This window comes from Methylobacterium sp. J-048, assembly GCF_022829515.1.
In the GTDB taxonomy this organism is placed as follows: domain Bacteria; phylum Pseudomonadota; class Alphaproteobacteria; order Rhizobiales; family Beijerinckiaceae; genus Methylobacterium.
This window is the reverse complement of record NZ_JAKSYL010000111.1, coordinates 31,253-44,311: the sequence shown is the minus strand read 5'-3', so window position 1 is coordinate 44,311 and position 13,059 is coordinate 31,253. Positions and strand designations below refer to the sequence as shown.

Here is a 13,059-nt window from a genome sequence, read left to right as displayed (position 1 = left end):
GCCCTGCACCCGCAAAAGGTCGAAGACCTTTTGAAACCGGACCTTTCGCGGACAGCGGTCGGTCAGTAGGTCCAGCGCTGGGCCTTGGAGACCAGGAAGTCGCGGAACGCCTGCACCCGGGCGACCGAGCGCATCTCCTCGGCATAGACCAGGTAGCTCTCCAGGCTCGGCATCTCGGTATCGCGCAGGACCTGGGTGAGCTGCTGGTCGCCGTCCACCGCATAGTCGGGCAGGATGCCGATGCCGGCGCCGGCCTCCATAGCCTTCTGGAGCGCGCCGATGTTGTTCACCGTCAGGTGGACGCTGCGTCGGTCGCGGCCCTCCCGTCCGGCATCGGCCAGCCAGTGGGCCGCCAGCAGGTAGGACGGCTCGTTGCCGCCGAACGAGATCAGGCGGTGATCGTCGAGTTCCTCGATGCTCTTGGGCTCGCCGAAGCGCTTGACGTAATCGACGCTCGCGTAGGCATGGTAATGCACGGTGAATAGCCGGCGCTGGATCAGGTCCGGCTGGGCCGGGCGGCGCATGCGGATCGCCACGTCGGCCTCCCGCATGGCGAGATCGAGTTCCTCGTTGGTCAGGATCAGCTCGATCCGGACATCCGGGTAGAGGTCGAGGAACTCGCCGACCCGCTGCGACAGCCACGATGTGCCGAGGCCCACGGTGGTGGTTACCTTGAGATCGCCGGTTGGCCGCTCAGAGGTCTCCACTAGGCGAGCCCGGGTGTTCTCCAGCCGCAGCTTCATGTCCCGGGCGGCGCGGAACAGCAGGTCGCCCTGCTCGGTGAGGATCAGGCCTCGGGCGTGGCGGTGGAACAGCGGCGCCTTCAGCTCGCGCTCCAGGGCGCTGATCTGGCGGCTCACCGCCGACTGGCTGAGGCCGATATCGTCGCCCGCCTTGGTGAAGCTGCCCGCCTCTGCGACGTTCAGAAAGATCCGGATCTTGTCCCAATCCAAGGCGAGAACCCCCACCACTGCGAATCCGCACCCGATGCCCGGCTCGAAGCGAGCCCCTGCTGCATCCGGCGATTCACCGGGCGATACGTGCGCGGCCGACGCCAAGAGGACGCGGCCGGCGCTCCAGGGGCATGCAATCGGTGCAGCCCTGCCCGGTCAGAACCCCTATGCGCCGGGCGCATGGTCGGACGCAAGCGTTCAGATCGCGAACTTGTTGACAGGACTTTGGTCCAACAGCGCGGAGCGGTCCGCGCTGCGTGGTCTCACTCCGCGGCGGCGGCCTGGAGCGGCGTCTCGCCGATCTCGAGATTGGCGAGGAATTTTTCGGCTTCCAGGGCCGCCATGCAGCCCATGCCGGCGGCCGTGATCGCCTGCCGGTAGACGTCGTCGGTGACGTCGCCCGCGGCGAACACGCCGGGGATCTCGGTCTCGGTGGTCCCGGGCTTCACCGACAGGTAGCCGCCGTGGCGCATCGGCAGCTGGCCCTCGAAGATCGAGGTGGCGGGCTGGTGGCCGATCGCCACGAAAATGCCGTCGGCCGGCACTTCGCTGATCTCCCCCGAGCGCGGGTCCTTGAGCCGGATATGGGTAACCCCGGGGGCCGGCTTCTGGACGCCGCAGATCTCCGCGACCTCCCGGTGCCACAGCACCTCGACGTTCGGGTGTTTGAACAGCCGCTCCTGAAGGATCCGCTCGGCGCGGAAGCTGTCGCGGCGGTGCACGACCGTGACTTTCTTGGCGATGTTGGCGAGGTACAGGGCCTCCTCGACGGCGGTATTGCCGCCGCCGACCACCACGACCTCCTTGCCGCGGAAGAAGAAACCGTCGCAGGTCGCGCAAGCCGAGACGCCGCCGCCCTGGAACGCCGCCTCGGAGGGCAGGCCAAGCCACTTCGCCTGAGCGCCGGTGGCGATGATCAGGGCATCGCAGGAATAGGTCTCGCCCGAATCGGCTTCCAGCCGGAACGGCCGCTGCTTGAGATCGACCGCCGTGATGTATTCCGACACGATTGTCGTGCCGACATGCTCGGCCTGCAGCCGCATCTGCTCCATGAGCCACGGCCCCTGGATCGCCTCGGCAAAGCCCGGGTAATTCTCGACATCGGTGGTGATCATCAGCTGGCCGCCGGGCTGGAAGCCGGAGATCAGCAGCGGCTCGACCATGGCGCGGGCGGCATAGATCGCCGCCGTGTAGCCGGCGGGACCGGAGCCGACGATCACGAGCTTGGCGTGGGTGTGGGCCATCTCTCTCGCTTCCTTCAGGTCAGTCCCGCAACGCGATGCGCATCGTAAGCCTTGGCGAGCGCCTCGGCTATCACCGGCGTCGCGTCGATCGGCTTGTACGGCAGGTCGACTAAGCGACCGGTGAACGGCCGCAGCGCACCCGCGATCGCTAATCCGGCGAACATCCGCCGGTGCCGGATATAGGTGCGCGGTAGGTCGAACAGCAGGACCGGCGCGCCGGTCGCCACCGCCTCGCTGACCATGTTGGCCGAATCCGAAGTGACCACGATCGCCTCGGCGAGCGCCAGCATGGCGACGTAAGGGTTGTCGCCGGTGCCGTCCCAGAGGAAGCCGCCGGTCTCGGCGGTCAATGTCTTGACCGCGTCGCGCAGCGGGTTGGGCGTCCGGCGGGAGATCGTCACCATCAGGCGACACCCCTGATCGATCAACCCGCGCAGCTCGGCCACGAGGCGCTGCATGTCGGTCTTGCGATAGCTCAAGTGCCGGCTGTCGCCGCCGACCAGCACCGCCACCCGGGGACCGTCGAGGCTGGCGAGCCGCGGATCCGGGTTGGCCCGGGCCGCGGCCAGCCGGGCGGCGGTGACGAGGTGGGGCGCGGTCAGGGTGGTGAAGACGTTGGGGCCGCGCAGGTCGTCGTAATCCGGCACCCAGATGAAGTCCGCGCTGTCCGCGCCGGTCCGCGGATCCTTGAGGAAGGCCGTGAAGGTCCGCCCCTCGGTCGCACTGCGCAGCGCCCGGAGATACGGCACGGCCCGGCGACCCGAGGCGATCAGCAGGTCGGGGTAGGGTCCCGACAGCGCGCCGTTGCGGCGGCGCGGGCTCTCGCGCGGATCGATCGGACCCCAGGGGGCGATCCAGCCGAACGGCCCGGCGGCCGGGACCTGGCGGATCTCGAATGGGATCCCGAGGGTCTCGGCGATGCCGACGCACTGGTTCTCGTCGCCGGCTTTGCCGTCGGTGATGATCCAGGCCCAGGCTTGGGACAGTTCGCGAAGGGGCTCACGCCGCGCAGAGGGCTGAGCCGTCGGGGCGGGCTTCGCCTCCGGCACGTCGATGCTTCTCATCGGAAACGCCTTACACCGCTGGCCGGCAGCGGGCTAATTCCGCGGCAGATCGCGGGCGAGCCACTGGGCGTAGATATCGGCGATGACCGCCAGACGTCGTGCCTCGAAGTCCGGGGCATACCACGCACCGCCATAGCTCGACGGCGTCGCGGTCATCTGGGGATGCCGGCCGAGCACCTGTCCGTCGCGACCGACGAGAAGCGCCTCGCCCTCGAGATAGTCGGTCTCGAAGTTGCCGCCCCGGCCGCGGAACGCGCCGCCGCCGACATAGGGCCGCAGCGACAGGGCCTTCACCACGACCACCAGGCGCGGCCCGCGACCGCCGATCCGCTCGGCGAAGGTCTTGCGCAGGGATTCGGTCAGGTCGGCGGCCAGCGCCTCGGCCTGGAGGCCGGCGCCGGCAGCCCGCAGGGGCCGCACGTCGACACGGACATCCGAGAACAGGGCGGTCGGCGGGAAGTCGCCGGCCGCCGCGGCCCCCGCGACGCCGCAGAGCAGGAGGCCGGCGAGCCGGCCCCAGAGACGCGTGATCATCGGCTCAGCCGCCGAACTGGACGCCGACGACCTCGTAGGACTTGCCGCCGCCCGGCGTCGTGACCTCGACGGTGTCGCCGACACCCTTGCCGATCAGGGCGCGGGCGATTGGCGACGTGATCGAGACGCGCCCGGCATGCACGTCGGCCTCGGGCTCGCCGACGATCTGGTAGGTCTTCTCCTCCTCCGTGTCCTCGTCCACGAGCTTCACGGTGGCGCCGAACTTGATCTTGTTGCCCGACAGCTTCGCCACGTCGATGATCTCGGCGCGCGCGATCATGCTCTCGAGCTCCATCACGCGCCCCTCGTTGTGGGACTGCGCCTCTTTGGCGGCGTGATACTCGGCGTTCTCGGACAGGTCGCCGTGCGCGCGGGCCTCGGCGATGGCCGCCACGATGCGCTGGCGCTCTACCTGCTGGCGATGCTTCAGCTCCTCTTCGAGGGCTGCGAATCCGCGCACCGTGATCGGAACCTTGTCTATCGTCATCGTCTCGCGCCACAATGAAGAGGCCCGGCCGAGAGTGAAGCACTCTCCCCGGGCCACGAAGTTAAGTCAGCGGGACCCTGAGGCTCAGGCCGCGAAGTATTCTTGCAGGGCGCGGACTTGGAGATCGCCTTCTAGATAGGCCTTGATCCCTTCGGCCGCCGCCATCGCGCCGGCTAGAGTGGTGTAATACGGCACCTTATGCAAGAGGGCCGCGCGCCGGAGCGAGCGCGAGTCCGAGAGCGCGCCGGCACCCTCGGTGGTGTTGAGCACCAGCTGGATGTCGCCGTTCTTGATCGAGTCGACCACGTGCGGCCGGCCCTCCAGAACCTTGTTCACCCGCTCGGCCGGCACGCCGCTCTCGACCAGGAATTTCTGCGTCCCGCCGGTCGCCAGGATCGAGAACCCGAGGTCGGACAGGAGCTTCACGCTCGGCAGGATCCGGGCCTTGTCGGCGTCGCGCACCGAAACGAACACCGTGCCGGAGCGCGGCACCTGCGTACCCGAGCCGAGCTGGCTCTTGGCGAAGGCCACGCCGAAGCTGGCATCGAGCCCGATCACCTCGCCGGTGGAGCGCATCTCCGGTCCGAGCAGGACGTCGACGCCCGGGAAGCGGGCGAACGGGAACACCGCCTCCTTGACGGCGATATGGGCCAGCTCCTTGCGCTTCAGGCCGAAGCTCGCGAGCCTCTCGCCGGCCATGACCCGGGCGGCGATCTTGGCGATCGGCTCGCCGATCACCTTGGCCACGAACGGCACGGTGCGGGAGGCGCGCGGGTTCACCTCCAGCACGTAGATGTCGCCGTCCTTGATCGCGTACTGGACGTTCATCAGGCCGCCGACCTGCAGCGCCAGCGCCATCGCGGTGGTCTGCCGCTCCAGCTCGGCGATGGTCTCCGGGGAGAGCGAGCGCGACGGCAGGGAGCAGGCGGAATCGCCCGAGTGGATGCCGGCCTCCTCGATGTGCTCCATGATGCCGGCGATGAACACGTCCTTCCCGTCGCAGACCGCGTCCACGTCGATCTCGACGGCATCCGACAGGTAGCGGTCGAACAGCAGCGGGTTCTTGCCCAGCACCGTGTTGATCTGCCCGGTCTTGTCGTTGGGGTAGCGGGCGACGACGTCGGACGGGATCAGGCTCGGGAGCGTGCCGAGCAGGTAGTCGGCGAACTGGCTCTCGTCGCGGATGATCGCCATGGCGCGGCCGCCCAGCACGTAGCTCGGGCGCACCACGAAGGGCAGGCCGAGCTCGGAGGCGATCAGCCGGCTCTGCTCCACCGAGTAGGCGATGCCGTTCTTCGGCTGCTTCATGCCGAGCTTGTCGAGGAGCCGCTTGAACTGGTCCCGGTCCTCGGCGAGGTCGATCGCGTCCGGTGAAGTGCCGAGGATCGGCACGCCGGCCGCTTCCAGGGCGCGGGCGAGCTTAAGCGGCGTCTGGCCGCCGAACTGGACGATGACGCCGTGCAGGGTGCCGGCCTGCCGCTCGGTCTCGATGATCTCCAGCACGTCCTCGGCAGTCAGCGGCTCGAAATAGAGCCGGTCCGAGGTGTCGTAGTCGGTCGAGACCGTTTCCGGGTTGCAATTGACCATGATGGTCTCGTAGCCGGCCTCCGACAGCGCGTAGCAGGCGTGGCAGCAGCAATAGTCGAACTCGATGCCCTGGCCGATCCGGTTGGGGCCACCGCCGAGGATGATGATCTTCTTAGCGTCCGTCGGCCGCGCCTCATCGACGACCGTGCCGGCGAAGGGTGCCACGTAGGTCGAGTACATGTAGGCGGTCGGCGCCTTGAACTCGGCCGCGCAGGTGTCGATGCGCTTGAACACCGGACGCACGTCGAGCGAGCGGCGCAGGGCGCGCACGTCCGCCTCCTCGGTCTTCGCCAGCACGGCCAGACGCGCATCGGAGAAACCCGCGGCCTTGAGCTGGCGGAACGCCCCGGGGGTGCGCGGCAGGCCGTGCGCCTTCACCCGGTTCTCCAGGTCCACGATCGCCTGGATCTGCTCCAGGAACCACGGATCGACCTTGCAGGAGGCGTGGACCTCCGCGTGGCTGACGCCGAGCCGGAGGGCCTGGGCGATCTTCAGCAGCCGGTCCGGCGTCGGCACGCCGAGCGCCGCCTTGATGGCGTTGTGGTCGTCGCCGCGGCCCAGCCCCTCGATCTCGATCTCGTCGAGGCCGGTCAGCCCGGTCTCCAGCGAGCGCAGGGCCTTCTGCAGCGATTCCGCGAAGCAGCGGCCGATCGCCATCGCCTCGCCCACCGACTTCATGGCGGTGGTCAGGGTCGGCTCGGCGCCCGGGAATTTCTCGAAGGCGAAGCGCGGGATCTTGGTGACGACGTAGTCGATCGTCGGCTCGAACGAGGCCGGGGTCGCGCCGCCGGTGATGTCGTTGGCGATCTCGTCGAGCGTGTAGCCGACCGCGAGCTTGGCCGCGACCTTGGCGATCGGGAAGCCCGTGGCCTTCGAGGCGAGCGCCGAGGAGCGCGAGACGCGCGGGTTCATCTCGATCACGATCATCCGCCCGTTCTCGGGGTTGATCGCGAACTGCACGTTCGAGCCGCCGGTCTCGACGCCGATCTCGCGCAGCACCGCCAGCGATGCGTCGCGCATCACCTGGTATTCCTTGTCGGTGAGCGTCAGGGCCGGGGCGACGGTGATCGAGTCGCCGGTATGCACGCCCATCGGGTCGATGTTCTCAATGGAGCAGACGATGATGCAGTTATCCGCCTTATCGCGGACGACCTCCATCTCGTATTCCTTCCAGCCGAGCACGCTCTCCTCGATCAGGACCTCGTTGGTCGGCGAGGCGTCGATGCCGCGCTCGACGATGTCCAGGAACTCTTCCCGGTTGTAGGCGATGCCGCCGCCGGTGCCGCCCATGGTGAAGGACGGGCGGATGATCGCCGGCAGGCCGACCTCGGCGAGCGCGATCAGGGCCTGCCCGAGGGCGTGCTCGCCGTAGCGCTTGCGCCGCTCGGATTCTCCGGACTGCCACTTGCGCTCGAAAGCCGCGACCGCCGCGGCGCGCGCCTGTTGGTCGGGGTTGGCGGCCTCGATCTTGGCGATCTCGGTCAGGAACTTCTCGCGGTCGGCCTTCTTGGCAGCGGAGGCGTTGGCCAGCGCCGATTTCGGGGTGTCGAGCCCGATCTTGGTCATGGCGTCCCGGAACAGGCTCCGGTCCTCGGCCTTGTCGATGGCCTCGGCGGTGGCGCCGATCATCTGCACGCCGTACTTGGCGAGCACGCCCATCTTCTGCAGCGACAGGGCGCAGTTCAGCGCCGTCTGGCCGCCCATGGTCGGCAGGATCGCGTCCGGGCGCTCCTTCTCGATGATCTTGGCGACGATCTCCGGGGTGATCGGCTCGACATAGGTCGCGTCCGCCATGTCCGGATCGGTCATGATCGTCGCCGGGTTCGAATTCACCAGGACGATCCGGTAGCCCTCCTCGCGGAGCGCCTTGCAGGCCTGGGTCCCGGAATAATCGAACTCGCAGGCCTGCCCGATGATGATCGGCCCCGCACCGACGATGAGGATCGAGGAGATGTCGGTGCGCTTGGGCATCTGCGGCCTTTTCAGGCCAAGCGCGCCCGGTCGGGCACGGCTCGGATCGGCCCTGCTCCCAGACGCGCGTGGCGGGATTGTCGTTGAACGCCGCGTTTACACGGGCGACCGGCGCATTGGAAGGCCGGGGCCGACCGGGGGATTTGCATGGCCCCGCACAGGGATTCGCGCGCGCCGGATGAGCTTCAAACAATTCTGAAGTATCTGATCGATCAACCGCGGCATTGCCGAGTCTTTTCGCGAGCCATAAAGCTCCATCGATCGGCGGATCCGTCGATTAAAACGATATCAATTCGAGAATGAAGATGACCAGGGAAACGTTCAGCGCGGCGATGCTTCTGCTCGGCGCGATCTCAGGGGCGTAGGCCGCGGAAGTCTCCATCAAGACGCTCAACAGCGGTCCGGGCGGGATGATGGTCTTCGATCCGGCCTTCGTGAAAATCCAGCCCGGGGACACGGTGCGGTTCGTGCCGGCCGACGAGGGCCACAACGCCGAACTCATCAAGGGCATGGCGCCCGAGGGGGCGCCGACCTTCAAGACCGTTGTCGGCAAGGAGGAGACCGTCACCTTCGACAAGCCCGGCCTCTACGGCTTCAAGTGCGCGCCGCATTACATCATGGGCATGGTCGGCCTGATCGAGGTCGGCGACAAGCCGGAGAACCTGGAGGCCGCCAAGGCGGTCCAGCACGGCAAGCTGGCCGCCAAGCGCTTCGAGCCGCTGTTCGAGAAGGTGCAGTAAGGGTCGACGGGGGCGGCCAGCCGCCCCCGCTCAGAACCCGGCGTAAAGGGCGGCGAGCGCCCGGTCGATGGACAGATAAAAGATCCCGAAGGCGACCAGCGCGGCGGCGGCGAATTCCAGCGCGACATTCGAGAGCGTCTGCGCCCGGCGCAGCATCTCGCGGCCGAAATACAGGGAGACCCAGGCGAGCGCGAGCACGGCCGGCATGGCGAACAGGTAGGAGACCGTGCTCTCGACCCGGTCGAGGCCAGCCGCCGGATCGATCAGGGCACGGATGTTGCGCACCCAGGGGGCGTAGAGGGCGGCGTAGAGCGCGGTCACCCAGGCGAGGCCGGCCGCGATGCCGAGATGGACCATGAAGGTGCGGTGCAAGCGGGAGAAATCGTCGCGTGCCTCGTCGATGGTCATCCGGCAATCCCCTTCGGACGAAACCGCCATGCGCGGTCCGTCGATGGGATGATTAAGCCGCCGGAATTCGCGGATTTTGTGACGCCGGCGCGGCCTGAATGGGACCGCGCCGAGCCTCAGCCGCCCCTCGCCGGTCAGGCGTCGGTGGCCTTCTCCGGCTCGCCGGAGCGCATCAGCGTGACGAAGCGTTCGAACAGGTAGTGGCTGTCGCGCGGGCCGGGTGAGGCCTCCGGATGGTGCTGCACCGAGAAGGCCGGCCGGTCGGTGAGGGTGAGGCCGCAATTCGAGCCGTCGAACAGGGAGACATGAGTCTCGACCGCACTCGCCGGCAGGCTCGCGGGATCGACCGCGAAGCCGTGGTTCATCGAGACGATCTCGACCTTGCCGGTGGTCTTGTCCTTGACCGGGTGATTCGCGCCGTGATGGCCCTGGCCCATCTTCACGGTGCGGCCGCCGAGCGCGAGGCCCATGAGCTGGTGCCCGAGGCAGATGCCGAAGGTCGGCATCTTCTCGTCCAGCAGCTTGCGGATCACCGGCACGGCATAGGTGCCGGTGGCCGCGGGATCGCCGGGGCCGTTGGACAGGAAAACGCCGTCGGGCTTCAGCGCCAAAATCTCCTCCGCGCTGGTGGTGGCCGGCACCACGGTCACGTCGCAGCCGGCCTGGGCGAGCAGCCGCAGGATATTGCGCTTCACGCCGTAATCGATCGCCACGACCTTCAGGCCGTCGCCGGGCGCACGCTTGCCGTAGCCGTCGCCCAAGGCCCAGACGGTCTCCGACCATTCCGAGGTCGCTTGGCTGGTCACCGGCGGCACCAGGTCGAGGCCTTCCATGGGCGCCAGAGCGGCGGCCCGGGCCTTCAGCGCCTCGCGGTCGAACCGGCCTTCGGGATCGTTGGCGATCACGGCGTTCGGCATGCCGTGATCGCGGATCCGGGCGGTCAGCGCCCGCGTGTCGATCCCAGTGATGCCGACGATGCCGCGGGCATCGAGCCAGCCGTCGAGATGCGACGAGGACCGCCAACTCGACGGCTTCGTCACCGCCGAGGCGATCACGGTGCCGCGCACGCCCGAGGCCGGGGCCGCTTCCAGGCTCTCCAGATCCTCGTCGTTGGTGCCGACATTGCCGATATGCGGGAACGTGAAGGTGACGATCTGCCCGGCATAGGACGGGTCGGTCAGGATCTCCTGATATCCGGTCATCGAGGTGTTGAAGCAGACTTCGCCGTCGGCGATCCCGGTTTTGCCGATGCCGAACCCTTCCAGGATGGTCCCGTCCGCCAGCACCAGCAGGGCCGTCGCGACGGGCTCAGCCCAGGGTTCGGGGGCGGCGGGTTTGGAGGCCTGAGCGGCGGCGTCTTGCAGCATCGGGTCGGTCTCGCTTATGTCCGGCCGAAGGCAGGCACCGCATTGCGGCGCCCACGGCTGGCGGCATGATCGTGTGCGCCGCTCTTAGCGAGCAGCCCGCGATCGGGTCAATGTGGCCCTGCGGCCGATGAGGCTCAACACCCGCAAAGTGCAGGCCAGCCCCCCGTTTCACCCGTCGGAAGGTTTATCGAGATGCTGCGCGCCCGCCTCACCACCGAGATGAAGGAGGCCATGAAGGCCGGCGAGAAGGACAAGCTCGCCACCGTGCGGATGATCCAGGCCGCCCTCAAGGACAAGGATATCGAGGCCCGCGGCCTCGGCAAGGAGCCGGCCTCCGACGAGGAGATCCTGTCGCTGCTCCAGAAGATGATCAAGCAGCGCACCGAATCTGCCTCGGTCTACGAGCAGGGCGGCCGCCCGGAACTGGCCGCCAACGAGCGCGCCGAGATCGCGATCATCGAGGCGTTCCTGCCCAAGCAGATGGACGAGGCGGAGACCCAGGCCGCGGTCGAGGCCGCAATCCAGGAGACCGGCGCCGCTGGCCAGAAGGACATGGGCCGGGTCATCGCCGCCCTGAAGGGCAGCTACGCCGGCCGCATGGATTTCGCCAAGGCCAGCGGGCTGGTGAAGGCCGCGCTGGCGGCGAAGGGCTGAGGCACGGACTTCCAGCTCTCCCCGCAATCCCCCGCCTGATCGAGCCTTCGATCGACTGGGCGGGACTCAGGCACCCCCGGCGCGCTATATTCAGCGGTCAGGCAATCGACCCGCAGGCTCCGTGCGCTATCCGCCCCACATCCTGGAAGAGATCCGCGCCCGGCTGCCGGCCTCTTCCGTGGTCGGGCGGCGGGTGCAGCTCAAGAAAGCCGGCCGTGAATGGCGCGGCCTGTCGCCGTTCAACGCCGAGAAGACGCCGTCCTTCTACGTGAACGACCAGAAGCAGTTCTACCATTGCTTCTCCTCATCCAAGCACGGCGACATCTTCACCTTCCTGATGGAGACGGAGGGCCTGAGCTTCCCCGAGGCGGTGGAACGGCTCGCGAGCGAGGCCGGCGTCAGCCTGCCGGCGCCCACGGAAGACACCCGCGTCGCCGAGAAGCAGCGCGCCGGGGCCATCGAGGTCATGGAGATGGCCGCCCGGTGGTTCGAAGAGCGGCTGCGCGCGGGGCAGGGGAGCGAGGCCAGGGCCTATCTCGAGCGCCGGGCCCTCAGGGAGGAGACGCAGCGCGCCTTTCGGCTCGGCTACGCGCCGAACGAACGTTATGCCCTGCGCGACCACCTCGCCGGGCAGGGGGTCGACAAGGATCTGATGGTCGAGCTGGGCCTGCTCGCCGGCGGCGAGGATATCTCGGTCCCGTACGATTATTTTCGCGATCGGGTGATGTTCCCGATCACCGACACCCGCGGCCGGGTCGTCGCCTTCGGAGGCCGGGCGCTCTCCAAGGAGGTGCGCGCCAAGTACCTGAATTCGCCGGAGACGCCGCTCTTCCACAAGGGCCGGACGCTCTACAACCTCCACGGCGCCCGCAAGGCGGCGCACGAGCGCGGTTCGATCATCGCGGTCGAGGGCTATGTCGACGTCATCGCCATGACGCTCGCCGGCCATCCCGAGACGGTGGCGCCGCTGGGCACCGCGCTGACCGAGGAGCAGCTGGCCCTGCTATGGCGGCACGCCGACGAACCGATCCTGTGCTTCGACGGCGACAAGGCCGGCCAGCGAGCCGCGTTCCGGGCGCTCGACGTCGCGCTGCCGGCCCTCGAACCCGGCCGATCCCTGCGGATCGCCCTGCTGCCCGGCGGCCAGGATCCGGACGACCTGCTGCGCTCGGGCGGCCCGGGCGCGATCGACCAGGTTCTACAGGCCGCGCTGCCCCTGTCGGAGCTGCTGTGGCGCCGCGCCCTCGAATCCGGGCCGGCCGATACGCCCGAGCGGCGGGCCGGCCTGACCCAGACGCTGCGCGCCACCGTCGCCACGATCCGCGACGACACGGTCAAGCGTTACTACCGCGACGACATCGAGGAGCGGCTGCGCAGCCTGTCGCCCCGCGCCTCGCGTTCCGCGGGGGCCGGGCCGAAGGGGCAGGGGCAGGGACAAGGGCAAGGCCGGCGGTTCGTCCGGCCGGGCGAGCCGGTCTCGCCGCGCATCACCGGCAGCCCCAGCGCCTCGATGACCGCCTCGGCCGGCTTCTCCGGGGCGGCTCCGGTGCGCGAGGCGGTCATCGCCGGCACGCTCCTGGTCCACCCGGAAATGCTCGCCGAGTTCGGCGACGCGGTGTCGGAACTCGACTTCGAGGATCCCGACGCGCGGGCGCTGCTGTCGGTCCTGGTCGCTTGTGCCGCAGAGGACGGGCAAACGAATGCCGACCTGTTGCAAAGCCGCATCACACGGGCCGGTCTCGCAGACGCGGCGGAGCGGATTCTCGCCCTCGCACGCTCGCGGGACCGGATCACCCTGTCTCCACATGCCGATCCGCAGCAGCGCGCGGACGCTCTCAGACAGGCGATGATCTTGCACCGGCAGGCAGGAGCGCTACATAGCGAACTTCGCGAAGCACGGCAGGCGTTTGAGGACGATCCGACCGATGCCGGGTGGGCATGGCTCTGCGAAGTCAAGGCGAGGCTGGAGACCGTCATCGCCGCTGAGGCTGAAGCCGACAAGCCGGTGTCGAGCGACTCGACCGCCGCATGACGGCTGTGCGATGGCGGT

General features: G+C 68.5%; 11 protein-coding genes. 3 read left to right on the top strand and 8 right to left on the bottom strand.

Annotated features, from left to right (window positions below; translation table 11 throughout):
• Window positions 1-62: 62 nt before the first annotated feature.
• The 6 genes from MKL09_RS09020 to carB form a co-directional block, all read right to left on the bottom strand.
• Window positions 63-953, bottom strand: a complete 891-nt coding sequence (locus MKL09_RS09020) for a LysR family transcriptional regulator (RefSeq protein WP_244019631.1) — start codon at window positions 951-953, stop codon at window positions 63-65.
• Window positions 954-1,216: 263 nt separating this feature from the next.
• Window positions 1,217-2,197 carry a thioredoxin-disulfide reductase gene (gene trxB, locus MKL09_RS09015; RefSeq protein WP_244019626.1) on the bottom strand — a complete coding sequence of 327 codons (981 nt, stop codon included), beginning with the start codon at window positions 2,195-2,197 and terminating at the stop codon, window positions 1,217-1,219.
• Between the two features lie 14 nt (window positions 2,198-2,211).
• A complete protein-coding gene (locus tag MKL09_RS09010) occupies window positions 2,212-3,261 on the bottom strand; it encodes a mitochondrial fission ELM1 family protein (protein WP_244019624.1) in 1,050 nt (349 codons plus the stop codon).
• A 33-nt stretch (window positions 3,262-3,294) separates the two neighbouring features.
• Window positions 3,295-3,795, bottom strand: a complete 501-nt coding sequence (locus MKL09_RS09005) for a hypothetical protein (protein ID WP_244019622.1) — start codon at window positions 3,793-3,795, stop codon at window positions 3,295-3,297.
• Window positions 3,796-3,799: 4 nt separating this feature from the next.
• Window positions 3,800-4,276, bottom strand: a complete 477-nt coding sequence (gene greA / locus MKL09_RS09000; RefSeq protein WP_244019630.1) for a transcription elongation factor GreA — start codon at window positions 4,274-4,276, stop codon at window positions 3,800-3,802.
• A 90-nt stretch (window positions 4,277-4,366) separates the two neighbouring features.
• On the bottom strand, window positions 4,367-7,840 hold the full coding sequence (gene carB, locus MKL09_RS08995; protein WP_244019621.1) for a carbamoyl-phosphate synthase large subunit: 3,474 nt from the start codon (window positions 7,838-7,840) through the stop codon (window positions 4,367-4,369).
• A gap of 380 nt (window positions 7,841-8,220) precedes the next feature.
• Between carB and MKL09_RS08990 the strand changes: the two genes are divergently transcribed.
• Window positions 8,221-8,580: a pseudoazurin gene (locus tag MKL09_RS08990; protein ID WP_244019629.1), complete on the top strand. Its 360-nt coding sequence runs from the start codon at window positions 8,221-8,223 to the stop codon at window positions 8,578-8,580.
• A 30-nt stretch (window positions 8,581-8,610) separates the two neighbouring features.
• Here MKL09_RS08990 and MKL09_RS08985 read toward each other — a convergent pair whose 3' ends face one another.
• Window positions 8,611-8,988, bottom strand: a complete 378-nt coding sequence (locus MKL09_RS08985) for a hypothetical protein (RefSeq protein WP_244019620.1) — start codon at window positions 8,986-8,988, stop codon at window positions 8,611-8,613.
• Window positions 8,989-9,122: 134 nt separating this feature from the next.
• Complete coding sequence (carA, locus tag MKL09_RS08980) at window positions 9,123-10,355, bottom strand: glutamine-hydrolyzing carbamoyl-phosphate synthase small subunit (protein WP_244019619.1); 1,233 nt, start codon at window positions 10,353-10,355, stop codon at window positions 9,123-9,125.
• Between the two features lie 192 nt (window positions 10,356-10,547).
• On the opposite strand from carA, the gene MKL09_RS08975 reads away from it, so the two are divergent.
• Complete coding sequence (locus MKL09_RS08975; protein WP_244019618.1) at window positions 10,548-11,009, top strand: GatB/YqeY domain-containing protein; 462 nt, start codon at window positions 10,548-10,550, stop codon at window positions 11,007-11,009.
• Window positions 11,010-11,130: 121 nt separating this feature from the next.
• Entirely contained in the window at window positions 11,131-13,041 is a 1,911-nt protein-coding gene (gene dnaG / locus MKL09_RS08970) for a DNA primase (RefSeq protein ID WP_244019617.1), read from the top strand.
• The last annotated feature ends 18 nt before the right edge of the window (window positions 13,042-13,059 follow it).